This window comes from Paenibacillus sp. B1-35, from assembly GCF_050474385.1.
Lineage (GTDB): Bacteria > Bacillota > Bacilli > Paenibacillales > Paenibacillaceae > Paenibacillus_B > Paenibacillus_B alvei.
This window is the reverse complement of sequence record NZ_JBCHVJ010000012.1, coordinates 41,577-63,240: the sequence shown is the minus strand read 5'-3', so window position 1 is coordinate 63,240 and position 21,664 is coordinate 41,577. Positions and strand designations below refer to the sequence as shown.

The following is a 21,664-nucleotide window of genomic DNA, read 5'->3' as shown; positions in this document are numbered from 1 at the left end:
CGGGATGGACGCACCGCTGGTGTACCAGTTGTTCCGCCAGGAGCATAGCTGGGTAGCTATGTGCGGAAGGGATAAGCGCTGAAAGCATCTAAGCGTGAAGCCCCCCTCAAGATGAGATTTCCCAATTAGTAAGACCCCTTGAAGACGACGAGGTAGATAGGTTGGAGGTGGAAGCACAGCAATGTGTGGAGCTGACCAATACTAATCGGTCGAGGGCTTATCCTAATTAGCCCCCAAAAAGTGACGTGAAGCGTTGCAGCAACACAGAATACTTTTCGGGGAGCCCCGGATGAAAATCTTAACACGAACTTTCGCATTCAGTTTTCAAGGTATGACCTTGAACTTTATATTGGCACTAAGCCAATGCTGTTTGGTGGCGATGGCGGAGGGGTTCCACACGTACCCATCCCGAACACGACCGTTAAGCCCTCCAGCGCCGATGGTACTTGGACCGCAGGGTCCCGGGAGAGTAGGACGTCGCCAAGCACACAAAAACCACTGTTGAGATTACTCGATGGTGGTTTTTTTATTTTTATATGTGGTCGAATCAAAAGAGCTGGCCTTTAGCACACATCCCCTGTGTCAAAGACCAGCTCTTTTGGCTTTTTTTAAAAAGTTACGCTTTATATAAGCAGAAATCCACTTCATTTACTTTGACAAGGCCGCTTGAGTCTGCAGCACGTAGTGTCAATATGCAATACCAACGCGGCGAGATAAGCCAAATGTGCCAGAACACATGCAATAAGGTGAGTTCCAATGGGAGCCACGGACATAAGATAAGTATGACTAGAAACGTAATGGACGTCGTGTGCAGCATAATTTTCGTAATGTATCGCAGACTAATGAACTGTTGTGGAAGCGGTAAATAACCGATCCATGGCATACGCCACCTCCATGCCCATCTGCCCTTATATGTATACCTGTCGACGATAAAGATGGATCTGCCTATCACGTAGTGCAGCCATGCAATTAATACCCAGGAGGCTGCGATATAAGCAATACCGATCAGTCCGTTTTGATAAAGGGCTGCTGCAATGCACAGCAATGATAGCGTGACATAGGGGACGGTGAAAGGCTTCGTTAACCGAACTTTTTTTAGCAGCTGGTAGTTATAAAATGTTCGCTCCATTTCTTCATTACGTATGGTTGACATTGAGCGAACCCTCCTTTTTCAAGTTGAACAATAAGTTATATATCGGTATTTATTCTATGAAAATGTAGAAGGAAGAGAAATTGAAAAAGATACGTAAAAGGATCAAGCCTGCAAAAAAGGGTGCAAACCGTACAAACACCAATAAGGCCATTCGATCATACATATATAAAAACATTTGAAACCAGCTATGAAACTGGTATATATCCATAGAGTTGCGGGCATACTTATCATATAACCTCTAAAGGTGGGATTGACATGGAACGTCAGGATACACACTGCATTGTGTGCGGTGAAGCGACGAATGACGGCATAATGGTCGTCAATCAATTTATTTGTACAGCATGTGAGCAAGAAATGGTGAAGACCGATGTGCAGGATTTAAAATATTCATTTTTTATTCATAAGCTAAAACGATTATGGCTGCACACACATGTGTAAGGAGAAACAACTTGATATGCTTAATCGCCAGAGCCCGATTCAGGGGGCTCTTTTTGCTTTTTATTGGTCAACTGATGAAGAAGTTCACAATATAAGTTACAATAAATGAAGCAATGAAAAAGGGGTAACCTTAATGGATAAACATAAGGAGACTTCTCAGTTGGCGCTTGCTGGACAGGAGCATGTGCGGGCGCCATTAGTGGAAGCTTTACTTAAATATAATCAAAATCAGCATGCTTCCTTCCATGTGCCTGGACATAAGGATGGAAAGTGGTATGCACATGAATCGCTGTCTCTATCTGGCCGAGAAGATTGGAATACACTTTTGCACAAAATGTCACTGCTTTTGACGATAGATGTGACAGAGGTAGAAGGCACAGATGATTTGCATCATCCAACAGAAGCTATCGCGGAGGCGCAGCAGTTAGCTGCGCAGTGCTTCGGTGCAGAGGAAACACATTTTCTTGTCGGAGGAAGTACGGTCGGAAATATAGCCCTCCTGATGAGTTGCTGTATTCAGCCGAATGATGTAGTCCTTGTACAGCGGAATGTCCATAAATCGGTCTTACACGGGCTTATGATGGCTGGAGCAAGAGCCGTCTTTCTTGCGCCGCAAATGGACAAGGGTAGTGGTCTCGCAACTGCCCCCAACAATGATACGGTGGAACAAGCACTCCAGGCTTATCCTAATGCGAAAGCCTTGTTTGTAACAAATCCCAATTACTATGGGATGGGGATTAATCTGTACGAGTTAGCAGAAATGATCCATCGATATGATATTCCATTACTGGTGGATGAAGCACATGGAGCACATTATGGCCTCCATCCAGCTTTCCCGGAATCCGCTCTTCAGGCAGGTGCAGATGGGGTTGTTCAATCCACGCATAAGATGCTTGGAGGTATGACGATGAGCGCGATGCTTCACGTTCAAGGAGCGAGGCTTAATCGAACCAGGCTGAAGAAGCTGCTTACGATGCTGCAAAGTTCAAGTCCTTCTTATCCGTTAATGGCTTCCCTTGATATAAGCCGTTTTTATTTAGCACGTAATGGACGAGAGGCGTTTGAGGAAGGACTCAAGGCGGTACAGCATGTACGTGCCGCTTTGGTTAATTTGACCGTATATGAGGTTATAGAGATACAAACTGCTAAACCGCAATCAGCATATTGCAGCCTTGATCCGTTCAAAGTAACGATTCGATGTACAAATGGACAATTAAGCGGATATGAGCTGCTTGAACGGCTTTCAGAGTATGGGTGTACTGCTGAAATGGCGGATTTGCAGCATGTGGTGCTTTCGTTCAGCCTTGGCAGCTCGTTAGAGGATGCACAGCGATTAATTACAGCGCTGCAAGCGGTTGCGGTGACATTGGACGACAACACTCCATATACTAAGATACAGGTAGCCACCTATACAGAAAATATTGATACACCAGGGCGCTCCATTACGTTCGCTGACGGTCAGCGCATGTATTCTGAGCCAGTATCCTTCTCGATATATGAACAAGAGAGTGTTCGAACGAAGCGAGTATCTGTACATGAGGCTGTAGGTCATAAGGCTGCGGAATCTGTTGTTCCGTATCCTCCAGGTATTCCATTACTGTATCCGGGTGAAATCATTACTGAGGCTGCTGTACAGGAGCTGATAATGCTTGCACACGCCGGGGCCAAGTGTCATGATGCAGAAGATGAATCCTTGCTGACGGTTCGTGTTGTCGTTACAGAAGATGAGAAGGGGATTGAGGATTAACAATGGTGAAGCAGCAACAAATAGAGCGTTCAGGATGGTTCATAACACTGGAAGGTGGGGAAGGAGCCGGCAAGTCATCTGCGATTGAGCTGTTAACGAATAAGCTGAAGCAGCAAGAGCTTGATGTCGTGGTAACGCGTGAACCAGGAGGAGTCCGAATTGCGGAGAAGATTCGCAGCATCATTCTGAACCCTGAGCATACGGAAATGGATGCACGAACAGAAGCGCTGCTATATGCAGCGGCGCGCAGACAACATTTGGTGGAGGTTGTCGTTCCGGCTATAGAGCGAGGGGCGATCGTCCTGTGTGACCGCTTCGTCGATAGCTCACTCGCCTATCAGGGTTATGCACGTAGACTCGGCATGGAGGACGTGTGGGAGATCAATCGTTTTGCCATACACGATATGATGCCGGATATTACGTTCTGGTTAGATATTGATCCGCAGGCAGGATTGAATCGGATCGCGGCGAATCAGAACCGCGAGGTTAATCGGCTCGATCAAGAGCAGCTTGCATTCCATGAAGCGGTGCGCGAGGGTTATGATCAAATTGCGAAACAGCATCCTGAACGGATTGTACAGTTGGATGCAACACAGACGCTAACAGAAATAAGTAAGCAAATGTACGACATTTTATGTGAACGAACGCAGGATTTTGCAGTACGGATGTATAAATAAATAACATCATTCCATATATGAATGGACAAGAATATTATATTTTAGGGAGGATGACCAGGCATGAAAATGGTTGTAGCCATTGTACAAGACAAAGACAGCAATCGACTCTCTGGTGCATTAGTAAAGGCGAATTTAAGAGCAACCAAGCTGGCGAGTACGGGTGGATTTTTGCGTGCAGGCAATACGACGTTCATGATAGGTGTGGAGGATGATCAAGTGAGCACCGTCCTGAATGTCATCCGAAACAACTGCAAGGTAAGAGACCAACTCGTAACTCCGGTAACGCCACTAAGTGGAACATCAGATTCTTATATGCCGCTTCCTGTTGAGGTACAGGTGGGGGGAGCAACGGTATTCGTGCTTCCGGTCGAGCGGTTCGAGCATTTTTAATCATTCGTTTTCGATATTACGATATAATAGTAAGAACCAGTAAGGTAAGTGAGTTCGATCAGAGCATGACTATGAAGTGAGAAATTGCAGGTGATATAGAGTGAAAATTAATCCTGGATTTCGTCCCCTCGGTACTGATGTGCGAATGGGCGAAACGGTAACGAAGCCCGTTCAGCACAAGTCTTTTGCTGATATGATGAACAATCGTCACGATCAAGCCAGCAATGACGAACTGCAGCAGCGGCTGCAGGATATATACCGTCAAGGGGAACGACTAGCGAAGTCAATGACGATTCGTGAGCTTCGCATGTATCGGATGATGGTGAAGCGATTTTTAGAGGATACAGTAAGACGGAATCTAAAAATAAAAGAAACACGCGGATGGGATCGGCGCGGCAAAAGCAAACGGTATCAAATCGTCGATGAGATTGATAGTGCTCTCATTGAGCTGGCAGATCATCTGTTGGAGTCGGAGCAAGGCAAGATTGAACTGCTTCATAAAGTAGGAGAAATACGTGGAATGCTGATTAACCTTTGTTTCTAGATAGACGAGGCTGATTCCTCCCCTATCATTTAACTTGGAGCGAGCAGCTTGCTCGGTATCGCATTCTGGTTATATATATGGAAGGAACACGTATACCATGTCGTTTGAACAAATTCTCGGTCAGGATCGAGCAAAAAAAATATTGCAAAATGGATTGCGCGCTGACAAAGTATCTCATGCCTACCTATTCAGTGGACCGAAAGGAACAGGCCGCATGGCTGCTGCGTTAACCTTTACCAAGGCGCTGTTCTGTGAACGTATGACAGATGATGCATGTGGGGAATGTCTTTCTTGTCGGAAAATTGAGCATGGGAACCATCCTGACGTGCATCTTATCGCACCAGAGGGACAGTCGATTAAAATCGATCAAATTCGTGAGCTGCAGCGCGAATTTTCCTATCGGACCCAAGCTACAGGCCGTAAGGTATACATTATGGAGCAGGCGGAGAAGATGACCGTTCAAGCGGCCAACAGCCTGCTTAAATTTTTGGAGGAGCCGACAAGCCCCGCAGTGGCTATCCTAATAACAGAGAATGGACAAGCGATGCTGCCAACCATTCAATCCCGTTCGCAGCTCGTCCCATTCACGCCCCAAGATCCGCACCTTATTTGCCAAACGCTTGTGGCAGAAGGCTGCCCAGTTGTATTGGCTCGTGCTGCTGTCTATCTTGTAAATGGCCTTGAAGCAGGGCGCGAGTTGTGTGGACAGAATTGGTTTGCAGAAGTAAGAAACGTAATGTTACAATTAGGAAAGGAGTGCGAAGCAAGACTGCCTTCCGCACTTCTAACCGCACAGCAGAAGTTGTTTAAGACCGAGCTTGCTGAACATACGGACATGCTGTTCCGTTTGTTCCATCTCTGGTTTCGAGATATGTTGAATTACCAATACAACCGGCAGGAGAGTCTCGTCTTTATCGATCAGCTTGATACAATCAGCAAGCTGGCTTGGACGAAATCAGCTGAAGGATGGATTCGGTGCATGGATGCGGCAACGGAGGCGCAAAAGCGGGTGCGCGCCAATGTCAGCCCGCAGCTTGCTTGCGAGCAGTTTCTGGTTGGAATCCAAGGAGGTACTTGATTGTATAATGTAGTCGGCGTCCGTTTTAAGAGAGCGGGCAAAATATACTATTTCGACCCGGTCGAATGGCCGGTCCAGAGGGACCAGCATGTGATCGTCGAAACGGCGCGCGGCATCGAGTACGGCAAAGTCGTGATTGGTCCGAAGACCGTCGGTGAGAACGATGTGGTGCTTCCCTTAAAGAAAGTCATTCGCATCGCCAATGAAGCAGACGCAACACTGGTAGAAGCGAATCGACAAGCAGCAAAAGATGCGTTCGCAACTTGTATGGACAAAATTAGAGCGCATCAGTTGAAAATGAAGCTTGTAGATGTTGAATATACGTTTGATCGGAACAAAATCATCTTTTACTTTACGGCAGAAGGACGCGTGGACTTCCGCGAGCTGGTCAAGGACTTGGCCAGCGTGTTCCGGACACGGATTGAGCTGCGGCAGATTGGTGTGCGTGACGAGGCTAAGATGCTTGGCGGCATCGGGCCTTGCGGGCGAGTGCTATGCTGCTCCTCCTGGTTAGGTGATTTTGAACCGGTATCCATTAAAATGGCAAAAGACCAGAACTTATCGCTGAATCCTACGAAAATATCCGGTTTGTGCGGTCGCTTGATGTGCTGCCTGAAATACGAGCATGACAATTATGAAAGCGTGAAAGAAGAGCTTCCTACAGTCGGCAAGTGGGTTGTTACTTCGATAGGAGAGGGCAAAGTCGTCGGTATAAATGCCGGAGAACGTAAAGTGCACGTCCAACTGGCTGAAATCGGCAAAGTAAAAGATTTTCCTTTCGACGACGTTGTCGTAAAATAAATAGCGGACATTTTCACGCTCTGGGGTGGGAACTTGGAGAAGAAAGACATTTTTGCGCAGATTCATGAATTGGAAACGCATATGGGAGACCTTCATCAAGAGCTTGGTGCGCTGAAACTCGTCGTCAAAGAGCTGCTGGAAGAGAATCAACGCTTGTGGATGGAGAATCAGCAGCTGCGCAAAGTACTGCACCACGAGCATCACGAGCACTTGGAAGTTGAACCAGAGGTGAAGGGAGACTCTACACCCGCAGTTCATCCTGATCCAAATGGAGATTCCAAAGAGAACGTGGTAGGCGAAGGGTACGATAATCTAGCGCGGCTGTATCATGAAGGGTTTCACATTTGCAACGTGTATTATGGACATTTGCGGACGGAAGGTGACTGTTTGTTCTGTCTGTCCTTCCTCAATAAATAACCGCGGCCGTAGGTCAGTGGAACCGGAAAGAGGGTTCCCGACCTGCGGCTTTTTCATCATAATAAGGATAGTTAGATGCTTCATCAGAAAGTTCTTTCACAAAGATATGGAATATGGCGTAGTTTACTTACACGAATGAATGAAGTAAAGGCAGGAACGATATGGAGAATAGAAATGATGCGATCGAGCTGCATCCGTCTGAGAGGCTCGACGACTTGCTCACTCATCAATTACAGATTATACAGAGCTCGGAGGTATTCAGCTTCTCCATGGATGCGGTTCTGCTTGCTCGATTTGCTTCTGTACCAATGCGTGGGCGCATAATGGATTTATGTACGGGCAATGGGGTGGTTCCTCTGCTCATGTCCACACGGACGAATGCACAGATCGATGGGTTAGAGATACAATCAAGACTCGCGGATATGGCGAGCCGCAGCATCATGCTGAATGGACTGGAAGAACGAATCCGCATTATCGAGGGGGATTTAAAATCATTCGAGCCGAATCCAGAGCGCCCGTTCTACGAAATGGTGACCGTGAACCCACCTTATATGCCATTAACAGCAGGCGACATTAAGGAAAACAAACATTATGCGTTAGCGCGCAGTGAAGTTGCCTGTACGCTTGAGGATGTCATTCGTACGAGTGCGAAGCTACTGCGAACGGGTGGGAAGCTAGCCATGGTTCATCGTCCTAGCCGATTAACAGATATTTTATCGTTGATGAGAGCTTATCGACTAGAGCCTAAGCGAATCCGCTTCGTTCATCCTCGTGAGGAGGATGAGGCCAATATGGTGCTTATTGAGTCTGCGCGTGACGGGAAGCCAGATGTACGGCTATTACCGCCGCTGATCGTATATAATGAAGAGAATGAATATCGTGAGGAATTAATGGATATCTATTATGGGAAAGCCTCGCAGCTGAAGGATGGATAATATGCAATTGACGGAACAATATAGCTACCAGCAACAGGCGGAAAATGCAGGCGCATTATATCTTGTCGGCACACCGATCGGAAATCTGGAGGATATGACATTTCGAGCGGTTCGTATCCTGCGGGAAGCAGATATTATTGCAGCCGAAGATACGCGCGAGACGAGGAAATTGCTGAGTCATTTTGAAATTACGGGGAAGACGCTGTATAGCTATCATGAGCATAATAAGCAAGCAAGCGGACCGGAGCTTGTCCGTATTATGGAAGAGGGGAAACGTATCGCCCTCGTGAGCGACGCTGGGTTGCCCGCTATTTCAGATCCAGGCGCAGATTTGGTGCAGTTGACTGTAGAGGCCGGCATACCGGTTATACCGATACCTGGCCCGAATGCGGCCCTTTCAGCCTTGATTGCTTCAGGACTTCCTACGGATCGCTTCACATTTGTTGGTTTTCTTCCACGTGAGAAGAAACATGCGGATGCTGTGCTTGCTTCGCTACGTGTGGAAGCAGGTACATTGTTATTTTATGAGTCTCCGCACCGTATTGCGAAGACACTTGATCGATTCGTCACGGCATTCGGAGACAGCCGGCGCATTACAATTGCACGCGAACTGACGAAGCGGTACGAACATTTCATACGTGGAACCGTCGGCGAATGTATTGCCTATATAGCGGAGCATCCGCCTCTTGGGGAATGCTGCATCGTGGTCGAGAGCGCTGACGAGAATCAATCGTCTGAAGGAGCGGGACAAGCATGGTGGCATGAACTGACTGAAGAAGAACATGTTGCACATTATGAGCGTGAACAAGGGGTATCCCGTAAAGATGCGATGAAGCTTGCAGCAAAAGATCGCGGTGTATCCAAACGAGACATTTATCAGGCTTTACTATAAGGGACGCTTGGATGCAATGAATCTTATGAAGATAATGGATCTTTAAAGATCTCATTAATAGTAGTGTAATCGGCAAAATCCCTTGCTAGAAAGGCAAAAAAAGACCTCCATGGTTGGGTTCAAAACCATGGAGGCATCAAGGAAGATATAAAAAGGTTAGAATTAACATATGTGATTAGAGCTATTATAACCTATTTTTTTTATTTTGTCACAGGTTGAGGTATTTCTGATATACATTCGTGGCAAACAATTTTTCCTTTAAAGTATGTAACGTTCTCTGCATTGCCGCAGAAGATGCATGCTGGTTCGTATTTCTTAAGCATGATGCGTTCTCCGTCAACGTAAATTTCTAGCGCATCCTTTTCACCGATACCAAGGGTGCGGCGAAGCTCGATCGGAATGACGACACGACCCAGTTCATCTACTTTACGGACGATACCAGTGGACTTCATCATAGTTCAACGCTCTCCTCTTTACTTTAGCATGAAATGTCATAATTCGACAAAATTCTTTATTGGCTGATTCTTATCGTACCAACCATTCCCAAATTAGTCAACCTACAAAATCCATACATAGCGTGCTAATTTATGGATTTTAGGTTTTTTTTAGCGTATATTTAGCTGTTTTTAACGGTGTGGCCTACACTTTTACACTCGTATGGTATTTTTTATGTAAAAATAAACAGAAACAAGAATAAACCAAATCTTTTCGACAAGAAGGCAGACTATGTCGAAAAGGTTCGAATCGAAAGGAGTGATTTTCAATGTTATTAGAGGAAAAAGTGTTCAAGGATCCGGTTCACAATTATGTACATGTCCAAGACCGAACGATATGGGATTTGATTAATACTAAGGAATTCCAGAGGCTTCGCCGCATTCGTCAATTGGGAACTTCCTATTTAACGTTCCATGGAGCAGAGCATAGTCGTTTTTCCCATTCCCTTGGCGTGTATGAAATTACGCGGCGCATCATCTCTCAATTTGAGCGGAATCAGTATGAGGACTGGCCAGAGGAAGAAAGGCTGGTCGCTTTGTGTGCAGCACTGCTTCATGATGTGGGTCATGGGCCATTTTCCCATTCCATAGAAGAGGCCTTTGATATGTTTCATGAGGATTGGACATACCGCATTATAGTAGAAGATACCGATATCCGTCGTGTATTGAAGCAGGTTGATCCGCATTTCCCTGAGAAGGTAGCGTCTGTGATTCGCAAAACGTATGAACGTCCGATCGTTGTTAACTTAGTATCCGGTTCGCTGGATGCGGATCGAATGGACTACTTGCTGCGAGATGCCTACTTTACAGGTGTAAATTATGGAACATTTGATATTGATCGTATTCTAAGAGTGCTACGCCCCCATAAGGATCGCATTGTGGTTAAGGAGAGCGGTATGCACGCAGTGGAGCATTATTTGCTAGCTCGATATGAAATGTACTGGCAGGTTTATTTCCATCCGGTAACACGCAGTTCAGAAATGGTGTTGCGCCATATTTTCAAGCGTGCAAAGGAACTATATTTGAGTGGGTATGAATTTCGATATTTTCTATCTCCGCTTGACTCTTTATTTGAAGGAACGATTACAACTGAGCAGTATGTACAGATGGATGAGGCATTTGTGCAGACCGCATTTATGCAGTGGTCGAGAGAGAAGGATGAACGGCTTGCTGACTTGTGCCAGCGATTTATGGAGCGTAAACTATATAAATATATTGAAGTCGAGCAGATGAATGAGGAATTGCAGGAACGATTGCGGATGGAGTGGTCACAAGTTGGGCTTGATCCCAATTATGATTTGATGTTCGATTCCCCTTTTGATAGACCTTATGATGTATATCGAAAAGGGGATGCACGATCGCAGCAGCATATTATGCTGTGGGGACGGGATCAGCAAATCGTGGAGCTGTCCAAAAAATCAGATATCGTTCGCACCATTAGTGGGATTCGCAACGGGAAGCAATATATTTATTTTCCGATGGACAGGCTATTGACCGTTTCACATCAGCTTACGGCAGACACACGGCGGATGTTCATTCGCCGCAATCACCTGACATAATTGGATGATAGAAAAGGAGCGCTTGGACGTGTTATTTGATACGCATACGCATTTAGACAGCAGCAATTTTGATGAGGATCGCGATCAGGTCATCGCCAGAGCCGTCGAACAAGGGGTAACCCGTATGGTGAACATTGGATTCAATCGGGAAACAATTCCGACGACGATGGCCTTGGCGGAAAAATATGACTTCATTTATGCAGCTGTAGGCTGGCATCCTGTAGATGCAATTACGATGAAACCAGAGGATATGGACTGGATTGCAAAGCTTACCGAACATGAGAAGGTTGTGGCGATTGGCGAAATTGGACTGGACTATCATTGGGATACATCTCCGAAGGATGTTCAGCATCGTGTATTTCGTGAACAAATTGGCTTGGCCCGTGAGTTGAAGATGCCGATCATTATTCATAATCGCGAGGCACATGAAGATGTAATCCGCATTTTGCGCGAAGAGAAGGCACATGAAGTTGGAGGTATTATGCATTCCTTCTCAGGCAGTTGGGAAACAGCGAAGATGTGTCTGGATATGGGCTTCTACATCTCATTTGGAGGACCTGTCACGTTTAAAAATGCGAGACAGCCGAAGGAAGTGCTCGTTCAGGTTCCAAACGACCGATTGCTCGTGGAGACAGACTCCCCTTATTTGACGCCGCATCCGTTCCGAGGCAAGCGCAATGAGTCCGCTTATGTACGTCTTGTGGCAGAAGTCGCAGCCGAGCTGAAAGGAATGGAATTTGAAGAATTTTGCAGAATGACGACCAAAAATGCTATGACATGTTTTGACATCAGGTGAAAACGTGATAAAAACAAGTGAAATAAAGATATCGGCCACAAAATAAGTGGATTTTGTTATGAAAAACGGATTTAGTTACATTTTTTTAACCATTTTTCGCGAAAAACGAAATTGCTACTGTCTTTACAAGAAGATTGCAAACACGATATGATTTCTCACAGATGTTATTACACAATTCAATATTGTTCCAACTAATTCAGTATCGCTTAATCTCCAGGTTGTGGAGAACGGGGGAACCAGAGTGGGATTGACATGAGTACATGTTCAATCACATGGATCAATTCCTTGGGGTGAATTAGGGACAACCGAGCCATGAGCCGGTTGGTTCCGATAGGGCGACTCTCAAGCCCGAACCCGACAGCTAACCTCGTCAGCGTACAGAGAGGGTTCCTCGCGTCCTACACTGTTGACGTTTGGGTTTCTATTATGGAAGCCGCGAAAGAGTCTCCTCTTACGAAGGGCTTCTTTTGTTTTACTCTCAAATATTCTTTTTTTGAATAATGAGAATAAAGACGTCATAGGGTGTAAGAAATAGGAGGTGGGAGCAGCCAATACTGGATCGTTGGCACGGAGAATTCGGAAATGTGGAGAACGAATACACGCTCGTTCCAGACAAAACCAATTCTCTCGTAAACATTCTTGAAATAGTCGCGTCAGATGAAATCATACGCAACACTCGACGGCGGGACTATGTAAGGAGGACCGAGAAATGGGACAGATCGTGAACAACGAAACCCATGAACCCCGATCATCCAGCATGTCACTCGCATTGCGATGGAAGCGTGAAAATGTACGTGTTATCACCGTTATTGCAGCTGTAGCAATCGTGATCACATTAATAGCAGTCTTAACTTGGTATAATGCAACAAAGAAGACAGTGGCTGTGCTCGTTGATGGACAAGAGCGTTCAGTCGAAACTCGCCTTGATACGCTTCGCAATGTTTTGGATGAGCATGCGATAGCACTTGGGGCATACGATGCTGTATCAAAGCCGCTCGATGAAGAGATTGCAGATGGGGATCGAGTTATTATTGAACGCGCTTTGCCTATCCAAATTACTGCGGATGGGAAGAAGGAAACGCAGTATACAACGGAGAAATCAGTGCATAATGCATTAGCTGCGCTGGAAATCCCGCTGAATCCAGATGATAAGGTATTCCCTGCTAAGCGTGCATCGATTGCAAAGGACATGAACATCCGAATTGTTCGGGTCAGCAAAAAGATGGAAGAACGCAAGGTTAAAGTTCCTTATCAAGTTGTGAAGCAGGCTGATGCCACCCTTCTTAAGGGTAAGACTAAAATGGTTCAAGGCGGAAAAGAAGGTTTAGTCGTTCAGAAGGTTCAAAATACCTATGAAGACGGTAAGCTTGTATATTCCCAACTGGTGGATAAATCCGTTCATACGAAACAAGTCAATCAAGTTATTGCCTATGGAACGAAGAAGAAGCCGGAGGTTGCTGTTCTCTCAGTGAACACGGACGATGATTCTGATGACAATGGTTCCAGCGGAGACAAAGATTTTAGATATAAAAAAGTGTTGAAGAATGTTCAACTGACAGCTTACACCGAAGCGGAAGGTTCCTCTGGTGCGAAGACGGCATCAGGTGCGATGGTATCGGAAGGCCGTACGATCGCTGTTGATCCGAAAGTTATACCACTTGGCTGGTGGGTATACATCGAAGGGATTGGATTCCGACGTGCCGAAGATACAGGCGGCGCAGTCAAAGGGAAAATTATCGATGTATACTTCGACAGTAAAAAGACTGTTAGCAAGTTCGGACGCAAGAAGGGGTATACCGTATATGTGGTTGGCCCAGTCAAGCCGGAAGTGAACTAGCACACAGGTATGCAGCCATGTGTAATTAGGATATAGTAATGAATAACGATTTATGTCATGCTAAGAAGAGGGGACACCCTCTTCTTTTGTTGTTTATTTGCGAATCGGGAGCAAGTAAGAAATAGTGGTTGTACGAAGTGGTCTTGTGGTGAGAGGAGTACGAGAATTGATACGTGAAGTGATAGTCGTAGAAGGTAAGGATGATACCGTTGCCATTCAGCGTGCTGTAGAAGCAGACACGATTGAAACAGGTGGATCGGCAATTAACGATACAACTATAAAACGCATCGCATTGGCGCAGGAGCGCCGAGGCGTAATTATTTTTACGGATCCGGATCATGCGGGAGAGAAAATTCGAAAGACGATTGCAGAGCGTGTACCTGGGTGCAAGCACGCTTTCCTTCCTAGACATGAGGCGATAGCCAAGGGGGATTTAGGGGTAGAGAACGCGAAACCAGAGGCGATACGCCGTGCATTGGAGCAGGTCCGTACGGAGATGCCCAGCATGATGTCGGAGTTGACATGGATGGATCTTGTAGTAGCAGGCTTAACAACGCATTCAGGCTCTGCTGAACGAAGACAGCGGCTAGGGGAAATTTTGGGCATTGGATATTGCAATGCAAAGCAGTTGCTCAAGCGCTGTGGTGTATTCCAAATTGGCAGGATTGAGTTTGAGGATGCCTTGCGGCAGCTAAATCAAGAAGAACAGCACCATCGAGTAGAAGGAGAATAGAGGGAATGACGCAATCGAGAGTGGAAATAGCGACACCGAACCGAACGAAGGACATTATACGCAAACATGGATTCTCTTTTAAGAAGAGCTTAGGACAGAATTTTTTAATCGATATGAACATATTGCGGCGTATTGTAGATGCGGCGGAGCTGGACGATATGACAGGCGCTTTGGAAATCGGTCCTGGAATTGGAGCGCTTACTGAACAGTTGGCCAAGCTTGCCCGTCATGTGACAGCTATTGAAATCGATCAGCGCTTGCTTCCGATATTAGGAGAGGTGCTGGAGCCGTATGAGCACGTCCGTATTGTACACGGTGATGTATTAAAAGTCGACTTGCATGAATTGTTCCGTGAGCAGTTTCAGGATGTTGAACGAGTGAGTGTTGTGGCTAACCTTCCGTATTATGTGACGACACCGATTATGATGAAGCTTCTGGAGGAGCGTCTGCCGCTCAAGAACATCGTCGTGATGATCCAGAAGGAAGTAGCGGAACGAATGGCTGCGAAGCCAGGAGGCAAGGATTACGGCAGTCTGAGTGTGGCTGTACAATATTTTGCGGAACCTGAGCTGGTATGTACAGTGCCTCATACGGTATTTATCCCACAGCCTAACGTAGAATCTGCAGTTATCCGTTTGAAGGTTAGAACGACTCCACCTGTACAAGTAAAGGATGAGGCTTTGTTATTCGATGTCGTACAGGCTTCTTTCGCTCAGCGCCGCAAGACGATATGGAATAATCTGAAGGCACGCTACTCCAGCAAATGCGGAGTGGACAAGCTGACAGGAGCGCTTGAAGCAGCCCATATTGAGCCGAACCGCAGAGGTGAGACATTGTCGATTGAGGAGTTCGCTGCTTTATCCGACGCAATCGGGCACGCAATTGCTCAGGCGGAAGAAGAGAATCAAGCGGAATAAGATTAAATTTGTGCACTAGGCATCACCAATCCATGTAATCGCCCATAGGATAGTCGGAGAGGTGATCGATCCTATGAACGAGCCAGTGAAGCAAGGGGATTTGGTCGTACGCAAGTCGTACGGTGGCGATATTACATTTCGTGTAGAACAGGTCTTCCAACAGACAGCGATTATAAAAGGGACAGATTATCGCTTGCTTGCGGACTCCCATGTTCGAGATTTGGTAAGTATTCCGAAGGCAACGATTGCACGACGCTCTGAACAGGCTCACATCAAGATGCTGCAGTCTGTAGAAGTACTGGAGCAGCAGCGCAGAGAGCAGTATGAGCGTAGACAGATGGAGCTTCCTTTTGCTGAGATGCCGAATGGAAGCTCAACATTTGATATGCCGGGAACGGTGCTTCATCTTGATGGGGATCCAGGGTATTTGCAGAAGAGCATGGCGATTTATAATCAGCTCCGTGTGCCAGCGGAAGGACATTATGTGAACGAGAGAAATATGGCGGATACACTGTATCGTCTGTTGCCGCGGGTGAAGCCTAATATTATCGTGATTACAGGGCATGATGGGGTATTGAAGAACGGCAGGCATCGCGACCTGATCAACCTGCAAAATTATAAAAACTCGCAAAACTTTGTGAATGCAGTACAGACCGCTCGGCAGTATGAGCGGCATCTTGACCTAATGACGATTATTGCAGGAGCATGCCAATCTCACTTCGAGGCACTGCTCCAAGCTGGAGCTAATTTTGCGAGCTCACCGGGCCGCATTATGATTCATGCGCTTGACCCAGCCTATGTAGCGGTAAAAGCAGCATATACCTCGATTCGTGATACTGTACAGATTGGGGATATTGCCCCTCATATGGTCAGCGGAATTGACGGGGTAGGCGGGATTGAGACAAAAGGGAGCTATCGATTTGGCATGCCGAAGCTGAAAGATTTATCGACACTGAACGTTACACCTACGGTCATATAAGCGGCCTATGTATAAAATACAGCAAAAAGTAGCAACTTAATAAATTTGGATAAAAAATATATTGACATGAAAACAGTCTTATTGTTATAATTATTTGTTAATTTGACAAAACCTCTTGAATTGGTTATAATGGACAAGGAAAGAGGTGGTAGCTGTAATGGCGAAAAACGCTTTGTTTGAAATTCGTCGTTGTCTTGAAGCACATGTCGGTCAGAAGATTCTGCTCCGCGCCAATGGCGGTCGTCGGAAAACGATTGAGCGTACGGGCGTGTTGGAAGAAACCTACCCTTCTGTATTTATTGTTAAGTTGGACCAGGATCAGAACGCGTTCAAGCGTGTATCCTACAGCTATGCAGATATATTAACAGAGTCGGTCCAAGTGACCGTATGCGCCGATAACGGCGAGATGAAGATTGAATATGTTCGCGGTTAAGCGACATGACGGCAGCCATTTATGGCTGCCTTTTGTTTTGGGTTTTTTCAATCTGTGAAGAACAAACCAGGTATAGCCAGTCCTTCCTACATAGTCATCCCCTCCACAAATCGGAACATGGATCGGCGTATAACCACGGCCGCTTCTACTTACATTAACGGTAAGCCGATGAATGCATCGTGCTTGCTACAACAATTTCTGATCATTATGGTAAGCACGGGAGGTGCAGTGATGAGCCGAAGAAAGCGCAACTTCATGTCTGAGGAACTGAAGGTGGAATTGGCTAAGGATCTTGGCTTTTATGATACGGTATCCAAATACGGATGGGGAGCCATTCGTGCAAAAGATGCCGGCGATATGGTCAAGCGGGCAATTCAACTTGCTGAAGAGGCTGCCTCAAAAAAATAATGAGCCAAAAAACCTCCTGTCCAGCGAGCATCGGATCTGTGTCCGCTCTGTTCGCTTTTTTTATTACGAAATCATTCCAATTGCCTATGTGCGTACACAAATGACTTGCACCATAGAGTCTGTTATAATAACGTAAGCGATCCGTAGGATAAAGAAGGGTGAACGCGAGTGAAAGTGTACGAGAAGGCGCCTGCCAAAATAAATTTGCTGTTGGACGTGCTGCGTAAGCGTGAGGATGGATATCATGACGTGGAAATGGTCATGACGATGGTAGACTTAGCGGACCGTCTCGAGATGGAGGAGCTTCCTCGAGATACGATTATCATCTCCAGCCAAGCAGGTTACATACCGTTAGATGAGAAGAACTTAGCGTTCCAAGCGGCAAAGTTGATTAAAGAACGTTATGAAGTAAAGCAAGGCGTATATATTCATTTAGATAAAAAAATACCGGTTGCTGCTGGACTTGCTGGTGGAAGCAGTGATGCTGCTGCAACTTTGCGTGGTCTGAATCGACTGTGGAAACTGGGTATTTCTGATAAGGAACTGCAGGTTCTCGGTACAGAGCTTGGATCCGATGTCCCTTTCTGTGTTACAGGAGGGACAGCCATCGCCCGTGGGCGTGGGGAGGAACTGGAGATGGTTCATCAGCCGCCTCAATGTTGGGTAGTGCTTGCTAAGCCGCCGATTAATGTATCGACCGCAGATGTGTATGGACGGCTGAAAGCGAATCAAATCGTCAAGCATCCATCATTAAATGATATGATGAGAGCTATTGAAGGTCAAAGCTTCCAAGGGGTATGCGAATCGCTTGGAAATGTACTCGAAGATGTTACACTGCCGCTCTATCCAGAGGTGCAGCAATTGAAGGAATCCATGCTGCGACTTGGAGCTGAGGGAGTACTTATGTCAGGTAGTGGGCCGACTGTGTTCGGCTTGGTGTCCAAGGAGTCTAAAATAGCAAGAATTTATAATGGACTTCGAGGATTTTGTAAGGAAGTGTATGCTGTACGTCTGTTAGGATAACAGGTTCATGATGTTCCCCTTGAATAAGAAGGCGATATGGTTACAATTTGCAGAACCTTTTTCTTGACAAGCGGCCTTTATCTTGCTAACTAGCGTACATTCATGTAATATCTACAATATAATATTCGGTTTTGAGCGAGGAGTTATCATGAAAAAATTGAAGCGAAGCGCCCGTCTGGTCGAGATGACCCAATATCTGATGTCTAAGCCGCATACGCTCATACCGCTCACGACATTTGCAGAACGTTACGGAGCAGCCAAGTCTTCCATCAGTGAGGATTTGGCTATTATTAAAGAGGTGTTCGAGAGCGAAGGAACGGGGGATTTGCTGACACTTGCCGGTGCTGCTGGCGGGGTCAAATTTATCCCAAAATGCGCGCCTACTGTTGCACTTCCTGTAATTGAGTCTTTATGCACATCAATGGAGCATCCGGATCGGGTGCTGCCTGGGGGATATTTCTATATTACTGATATTTTGGGCCAACCAGCCCTTATGAATGACGTAGGGCGAATGTTCGCATCTGCCTTTGCAGATTGTGATATTGACGTCGTAATGACGGTTGAAACAAAAGGTATTCCAATTGCCTATGCCACGGCAGCCCATTTAAACCTGCCTGTAGTGCTTGTACGACGCGATCATGTCGTTACTGAGGGATCAGCCGTCAGCATCAACTATGTATCGGGATCACAGAAGAGCATTCATACAATGACTCTTGCACGGCGTGCTTTGAAGGAGCGTTCGCGTGTATTGATCGTGGATGATTTCATGCGGGCTGGCGGTACGGTGCATGGCATGATGGACTTACTGAAGGAATTCGATGCTACGGTAGCGGGTGTTGGGGTATTGGTAGAATCGGAAGATGTATCAAATGAAGAACGGCTGCTGACAGACTACGTGTCCCTTGTGCGTGTTGGGACTGTAGATGCGCGAACTCGCCAAATTATGGTGAAGCCGGGGAACTACTTCGATAAGGAATAAGCGATAGGGAACAACATTGATTTGGGAGGGTGTTCATATGTCTCATGGATTAGAAGCAATTGCAACGAATCAAGCGCCTGCGGCCATTGGCCCATACTCGCAAGCAATGAAGCTGGGCAATCTCTTGTTCACTTCGGGCCAAATTCCATTAACCGCACAAGGAGTACTTGTAGAGGGTGGAATTGAGGAACAGACCCACCAAGTGTTCTCCAACTTGAAGGCGGTACTTGCTGAAGCGGGTAGTTCTTTGGACAAGGTCATAAAGGCCACTGTGTTTATTAAGGACATGAACCAATTTGCACAAATCAATGCAATCTATGAATCTTACTTCGGAAATCATAAGCCTGCACGATCTTGTGTAGAGGTAGCAAGGCTTCCGAAAGACGTACTTGTCGAAATTGAACTGATCGCAGCGATATAAATCGAAGCTTGTCGAATCAGCTAAAGATGGGAATAATTTTTTAAAAAAAATAATATTCTTGGCAAAATTAAGAAGGATTTTTCATGCGCGTGTGGAATTATACACCAAGTCTCGATGGAAAAAGGTGGTGAACACACGTGCAAATTACTGATGTAAGACTCCGCCGCGTCAACACAGAGGGGAGAATGAAGGCAATCGCGTCGATTACGATCGATAACGAGTTTGTCGTTCATGACATTCGTGTAATCGACGGCAACAATGGCATGTTTGTAGCGATGCCGAGCAAGCGGACTCCAGATGGCGAATTCCGCGACATTGCTCATCCAATTTCTTCGGCGACTCGTGAGAAGATTCAAGCTGCAGTATTGGCTGAATACGAGCGCGCTGCTACGGAAGAGGAAGTTATCGAAGAGGGCGCGTAGTTTTATGATTTTATAATTGGGGTTGCAAAGAAAGGGAGCCAATCATAGGGGCTCTCTTTTCTTTTTCTCCATAATGAGATATATTCTTCTATGGAGTAAAGGTAGAGCAGGAGGTCGGACGCTTTGAAAAGAATGGCCATTGTGCTTGCTGCCGGACAAGGCAAACGCATGAAGTCAAAATTGTACAAGGTGCTTCATCCCGTATGCGGGAAACCAATGGTAGGGCATGTTCTTGACGCAGTCGAAAGTGTAGATTGCGAACGCACTGTCGTTATTGTAGGACACGGAGCAGAAGCCGTACAGAAATTCCTGGGGGAGCGAGCTGAGTATGCCTTACAGGCTGAACAGCTTGGAACAGGACATGCGGTTAAGCAAGCGAAGGCGCTTCTTGATGGTGAGGAAGGAACGACACTTGTCATTTGCGGCGATACACCGCTTGTGACACCAGAAACGTTGGCACAGTTGATGGAACTGCACAACCGCGCTCAGGCGTCAGCGACGATTTTGACGGCTGAACTGAATGATCCAACAGGATATGGTAGAGTCATTCGCGCAGAAGACGGTTCGGTCTTGAAAATTGTCGAACAAAAGGATTGTACGCCCGAGGAACAGCTCGTTAAGGAAATCAATACGGGCACGTATTGCTTCGATAATCGGAAGCTGTTCGCGGCGCTGGAGCAAATCAGAAATGATAATGCCCAGCAGGAGTATTATTTAACTGACGTAATCGGCATCATGAAGACACAAGGGGATATCGTGCAAGCATATTGCACGCCCGATATCAGTGAAGCGATCGGGGTAAATGATCGTATGGTGCTGTCGGAGGCGGAACGCTTCATGCGGGAACGCATCAACAAGCGTCATATGCTGAATGGTGTAACGATTATTGACCCTGCCAATACGTATATTGAATCCGGTGTTATCATCGGTTCAGATACGGTTATTGAACCTGGGACAAGCTTACGTGGGACAACGACAATCGGCAGCGAGTGTGTTATTGGGCCAAACAGCGAGATTGTCGATTCTACAATCGGGAATGGCGTTCATATTAAGCAATCTGTGTTGTCCGAAGCTTTTGTTGGCGATGAGAGCACAGTAGGGCCGTTCGCTTATTTGCGTCCAGGCGCTCGTCTTGGTAAGCAGGTGAAAGTTGGCGACTTTGTTGAAATTAAAAATGCGTCGCTCGATGATCATACAAAGGTTTCGCATCTCAGTTATATTGGCGATGCTGAAGTGGGTAAGAATGTAAATATTGGATGCGGTGCGATTACGGTCAATTATGATGGGTTTAATAAGTCGGTTACCCAGATTGGAGACGATGCGTTCATTGGCAGCAATGTCAACTTGATTGCACCTGTCAAAGTAGGTAATGGCGCTTATGTAGTTGCCGGATCAACCATTACGCATCCTGTGCCAGATAACGACTTGGCTATCGCTCGAGAACGTCAAGTGAACAAGCCGGGGTACGCGGAGAAGATTCGCAACCGCGCAAAAGCAAAAAAAGAACGAGAAAAGTGATCGATAAGGTTGCACTTTTCATTCAATATCGTTTAGCATGGTATTGAGAGCCTTTTTAGTTGAGACCATGTAG

Annotated in this window: 25 protein-coding genes, 2 rRNA genes and 1 riboswitch; of the genes, 25 read left to right on the top strand and 2 right to left on the bottom strand. The window is 46.2% G+C overall.

The annotated features are described in order from the left end of the window. Both ACQ5BJ_RS25855 and rrf read left to right on the top strand, forming a co-directional pair. Positions 1-225 (top strand): 23S ribosomal RNA (locus ACQ5BJ_RS25855); the annotation flags it as partial. A gap of 144 nt (positions 226-369) precedes the next feature. Continuing rightward, positions 370-486 (top strand): 5S ribosomal RNA (rrf, locus tag ACQ5BJ_RS25850). Positions 487-616: 130 nt separating this feature from the next. Here the strand turns inward: rrf and ACQ5BJ_RS25845 are convergent. After that, entirely contained in the window at positions 617-1,153 is a 537-nt protein-coding gene (locus ACQ5BJ_RS25845) for a hypothetical protein (RefSeq protein ID WP_005545474.1), read from the bottom strand. A 255-nt stretch (positions 1,154-1,408) separates the two neighbouring features. On the opposite strand from ACQ5BJ_RS25845, the gene ACQ5BJ_RS25840 reads away from it, so the two are divergent. From ACQ5BJ_RS25840 to rsmI, 10 genes are all read left to right on the top strand, one after another. After that, positions 1,409-1,591 carry a sigma factor G inhibitor Gin gene (locus ACQ5BJ_RS25840; protein ID WP_005545475.1) on the top strand — a complete coding sequence of 61 codons (183 nt, stop codon included), beginning with the start codon at positions 1,409-1,411 and terminating at the stop codon, positions 1,589-1,591. Positions 1,592-1,724: 133 nt separating this feature from the next. Then, positions 1,725-3,338: an aminotransferase class I/II-fold pyridoxal phosphate-dependent enzyme gene (locus ACQ5BJ_RS25835; protein ID WP_430112937.1), complete on the top strand. Its 1,614-nt coding sequence runs from the start codon at positions 1,725-1,727 to the stop codon at positions 3,336-3,338. Between the two features lie 2 nt (positions 3,339-3,340). Next, positions 3,341-4,015 carry a dTMP kinase gene (gene tmk / locus ACQ5BJ_RS25830; protein ID WP_005545488.1) on the top strand — a complete coding sequence of 225 codons (675 nt, stop codon included), beginning with the start codon at positions 3,341-3,343 and terminating at the stop codon, positions 4,013-4,015. Positions 4,016-4,075: 60 nt separating this feature from the next. After that, positions 4,076-4,405, top strand: a complete 330-nt coding sequence (locus tag ACQ5BJ_RS25825) for a cyclic-di-AMP receptor (protein WP_163979525.1) — start codon at positions 4,076-4,078, stop codon at positions 4,403-4,405. A gap of 100 nt (positions 4,406-4,505) precedes the next feature. Beyond that, positions 4,506-4,949, top strand: a complete 444-nt coding sequence (locus ACQ5BJ_RS25820) for a YaaR family protein (protein ID WP_005545499.1) — start codon at positions 4,506-4,508, stop codon at positions 4,947-4,949. A 97-nt stretch (positions 4,950-5,046) separates the two neighbouring features. Beyond that, positions 5,047-6,027 carry a DNA polymerase III subunit delta' gene (holB, locus tag ACQ5BJ_RS25815; RefSeq protein WP_262866517.1) on the top strand — a complete coding sequence of 327 codons (981 nt, stop codon included), beginning with the start codon at positions 5,047-5,049 and terminating at the stop codon, positions 6,025-6,027. Further along, entirely contained in the window at positions 6,028-6,828 is an 801-nt protein-coding gene (locus tag ACQ5BJ_RS25810) for a PSP1 domain-containing protein (protein WP_163979523.1), read from the top strand. It abuts the gene before it with no gap. Positions 6,829-6,861: 33 nt separating this feature from the next. Further along, entirely contained in the window at positions 6,862-7,245 is a 384-nt protein-coding gene (gene yabA, locus ACQ5BJ_RS25805; RefSeq protein WP_005545507.1) for a DNA replication initiation control protein YabA, read from the top strand. 161 nt (positions 7,246-7,406) lie between these two features. Continuing rightward, positions 7,407-8,180 carry a tRNA1(Val) (adenine(37)-N6)-methyltransferase gene (locus ACQ5BJ_RS25800; RefSeq protein WP_430112942.1) on the top strand — a complete coding sequence of 258 codons (774 nt, stop codon included), beginning with the start codon at positions 7,407-7,409 and terminating at the stop codon, positions 8,178-8,180. 1 nt (position 8,181) lies between these two features. After that, positions 8,182-9,072: a 16S rRNA (cytidine(1402)-2'-O)-methyltransferase gene (gene rsmI, locus ACQ5BJ_RS25795; protein ID WP_005545511.1), complete on the top strand. Its 891-nt coding sequence runs from the start codon at positions 8,182-8,184 to the stop codon at positions 9,070-9,072. Between the two features lie 200 nt (positions 9,073-9,272). Here rsmI and ACQ5BJ_RS25790 read toward each other — a convergent pair whose 3' ends face one another. After that, positions 9,273-9,527 carry an AbrB/MazE/SpoVT family DNA-binding domain-containing protein gene (locus ACQ5BJ_RS25790; RefSeq protein ID WP_005545514.1) on the bottom strand — a complete coding sequence of 85 codons (255 nt, stop codon included), beginning with the start codon at positions 9,525-9,527 and terminating at the stop codon, positions 9,273-9,275. Positions 9,528-9,835: 308 nt separating this feature from the next. Between ACQ5BJ_RS25790 and ACQ5BJ_RS25785 the strand changes: the two genes are divergently transcribed. From ACQ5BJ_RS25785 to glmU, 13 genes are all read left to right on the top strand, one after another. Next, positions 9,836-11,125: an HD domain-containing protein gene (locus ACQ5BJ_RS25785; RefSeq protein ID WP_005545515.1), complete on the top strand. Its 1,290-nt coding sequence runs from the start codon at positions 9,836-9,838 to the stop codon at positions 11,123-11,125. 28 nt (positions 11,126-11,153) lie between these two features. Further along, a complete protein-coding gene (locus tag ACQ5BJ_RS25780) occupies positions 11,154-11,921 on the top strand; it encodes a TatD family hydrolase (protein WP_005545516.1) in 768 nt (255 codons plus the stop codon). A 193-nt stretch (positions 11,922-12,114) separates the two neighbouring features. Then, positions 12,115-12,311: riboswitch (cyclic di-AMP (ydaO/yuaA leader) on the top strand. Between the two features lie 319 nt (positions 12,312-12,630). Continuing rightward, the gene (locus ACQ5BJ_RS25775; protein ID WP_005545517.1) at positions 12,631-13,758 is read left to right on the top strand and encodes a 3D domain-containing protein; all 1,128 of its coding nucleotides are present in this window, start codon (positions 12,631-12,633) and stop codon (positions 13,756-13,758) included. A 166-nt stretch (positions 13,759-13,924) separates the two neighbouring features. Beyond that, a complete protein-coding gene (rnmV, locus tag ACQ5BJ_RS25770) occupies positions 13,925-14,491 on the top strand; it encodes a ribonuclease M5 (protein ID WP_005545518.1) in 567 nt (188 codons plus the stop codon). 5 nt (positions 14,492-14,496) lie between these two features. After that, the gene (rsmA, locus tag ACQ5BJ_RS25765; protein ID WP_005545519.1) at positions 14,497-15,408 is read left to right on the top strand and encodes a 16S rRNA (adenine(1518)-N(6)/adenine(1519)-N(6))-dimethyltransferase RsmA; all 912 of its coding nucleotides are present in this window, start codon (positions 14,497-14,499) and stop codon (positions 15,406-15,408) included. Positions 15,409-15,481: 73 nt separating this feature from the next. Then, the gene (gene yabG, locus ACQ5BJ_RS25760) at positions 15,482-16,387 is read left to right on the top strand and encodes a sporulation peptidase YabG (RefSeq protein WP_005545520.1); all 906 of its coding nucleotides are present in this window, start codon (positions 15,482-15,484) and stop codon (positions 16,385-16,387) included. Between the two features lie 157 nt (positions 16,388-16,544). Then, the gene (gene veg / locus ACQ5BJ_RS25755; protein ID WP_005545521.1) at positions 16,545-16,820 is read left to right on the top strand and encodes a biofilm formation stimulator Veg; all 276 of its coding nucleotides are present in this window, start codon (positions 16,545-16,547) and stop codon (positions 16,818-16,820) included. Between the two features lie 231 nt (positions 16,821-17,051). Further along, a complete protein-coding gene (locus tag ACQ5BJ_RS25750; protein ID WP_005545522.1) occupies positions 17,052-17,228 on the top strand; it encodes a hypothetical protein in 177 nt (58 codons plus the stop codon). Between the two features lie 168 nt (positions 17,229-17,396). Then, on the top strand, positions 17,397-18,251 hold the full coding sequence (gene ispE, locus ACQ5BJ_RS25745; protein ID WP_430112949.1) for a 4-(cytidine 5'-diphospho)-2-C-methyl-D-erythritol kinase: 855 nt from the start codon (positions 17,397-17,399) through the stop codon (positions 18,249-18,251). Between the two features lie 148 nt (positions 18,252-18,399). Further along, on the top strand, positions 18,400-19,230 hold the full coding sequence (gene purR / locus ACQ5BJ_RS25740; protein ID WP_005545524.1) for a pur operon repressor: 831 nt from the start codon (positions 18,400-18,402) through the stop codon (positions 19,228-19,230). Between the two features lie 37 nt (positions 19,231-19,267). Beyond that, the gene (locus tag ACQ5BJ_RS25735; RefSeq protein WP_005545526.1) at positions 19,268-19,651 is read left to right on the top strand and encodes a RidA family protein; all 384 of its coding nucleotides are present in this window, start codon (positions 19,268-19,270) and stop codon (positions 19,649-19,651) included. A 137-nt stretch (positions 19,652-19,788) separates the two neighbouring features. Beyond that, positions 19,789-20,073 carry a septation regulator SpoVG gene (spoVG, locus tag ACQ5BJ_RS25730; RefSeq protein ID WP_005545528.1) on the top strand — a complete coding sequence of 95 codons (285 nt, stop codon included), beginning with the start codon at positions 19,789-19,791 and terminating at the stop codon, positions 20,071-20,073. Positions 20,074-20,196: 123 nt separating this feature from the next. Beyond that, positions 20,197-21,591, top strand: a complete 1,395-nt coding sequence (glmU, locus tag ACQ5BJ_RS25725; RefSeq protein WP_005545530.1) for a bifunctional UDP-N-acetylglucosamine diphosphorylase/glucosamine-1-phosphate N-acetyltransferase GlmU — start codon at positions 20,197-20,199, stop codon at positions 21,589-21,591. Positions 21,592-21,664: the final 73 nt, after the last annotated feature.

Excerpts from the sequence above, each read along its gene's own strand:
- ACQ5BJ_RS25825 (WP_163979525.1), top strand. The coding sequence starts at position 4,076 with ATGAAAATGGTTGTAGCCATTGTACAAGACAAAGACAGCAATCGACTC.
- ACQ5BJ_RS25840 (WP_005545475.1), top strand. The coding sequence starts at position 1,409 with ATGGAACGTCAGGATACACACTGCATTGTGTGCGGTGAAGCGACGAAT.
- ACQ5BJ_RS25775 (WP_005545517.1), top strand. The coding sequence starts at position 12,631 with ATGGGACAGATCGTGAACAACGAAACCCATGAACCCCGATCATCCAGC.
- ACQ5BJ_RS25845 (WP_005545474.1), bottom strand. The coding sequence starts at position 1,153 with ATGTCAACCATACGTAATGAAGAAATGGAGCGAACATTTTATAACTAC.
- veg (WP_005545521.1), top strand. The coding sequence starts at position 16,545 with ATGGCGAAAAACGCTTTGTTTGAAATTCGTCGTTGTCTTGAAGCACAT.
- ACQ5BJ_RS25735 (WP_005545526.1), top strand. The coding sequence starts at position 19,268 with ATGTCTCATGGATTAGAAGCAATTGCAACGAATCAAGCGCCTGCGGCC.
- ACQ5BJ_RS25835 (WP_430112937.1), top strand. The coding sequence starts at position 1,725 with ATGGATAAACATAAGGAGACTTCTCAGTTGGCGCTTGCTGGACAGGAG.
- ACQ5BJ_RS25750 (WP_005545522.1), top strand. The coding sequence starts at position 17,052 with ATGAGCCGAAGAAAGCGCAACTTCATGTCTGAGGAACTGAAGGTGGAA.
- holB (WP_262866517.1), top strand. The coding sequence starts at position 5,047 with ATGTCGTTTGAACAAATTCTCGGTCAGGATCGAGCAAAAAAAATATTG.
- ACQ5BJ_RS25790 (WP_005545514.1), bottom strand. The coding sequence starts at position 9,527 with ATGATGAAGTCCACTGGTATCGTCCGTAAAGTAGATGAACTGGGTCGT.
- ACQ5BJ_RS25800 (WP_430112942.1), top strand. The coding sequence starts at position 7,407 with ATGGAGAATAGAAATGATGCGATCGAGCTGCATCCGTCTGAGAGGCTC.
- ACQ5BJ_RS25785 (WP_005545515.1), top strand. The coding sequence starts at position 9,836 with ATGTTATTAGAGGAAAAAGTGTTCAAGGATCCGGTTCACAATTATGTA.
- tmk (WP_005545488.1), top strand. The coding sequence starts at position 3,341 with ATGGTGAAGCAGCAACAAATAGAGCGTTCAGGATGGTTCATAACACTG.
- rsmI (WP_005545511.1), top strand. The coding sequence starts at position 8,182 with ATGCAATTGACGGAACAATATAGCTACCAGCAACAGGCGGAAAATGCA.
- purR (WP_005545524.1), top strand. The coding sequence starts at position 18,400 with ATGAAAAAATTGAAGCGAAGCGCCCGTCTGGTCGAGATGACCCAATAT.
- yabG (WP_005545520.1), top strand. The coding sequence starts at position 15,482 with ATGAACGAGCCAGTGAAGCAAGGGGATTTGGTCGTACGCAAGTCGTAC.
- rsmA (WP_005545519.1), top strand. The coding sequence starts at position 14,497 with ATGACGCAATCGAGAGTGGAAATAGCGACACCGAACCGAACGAAGGAC.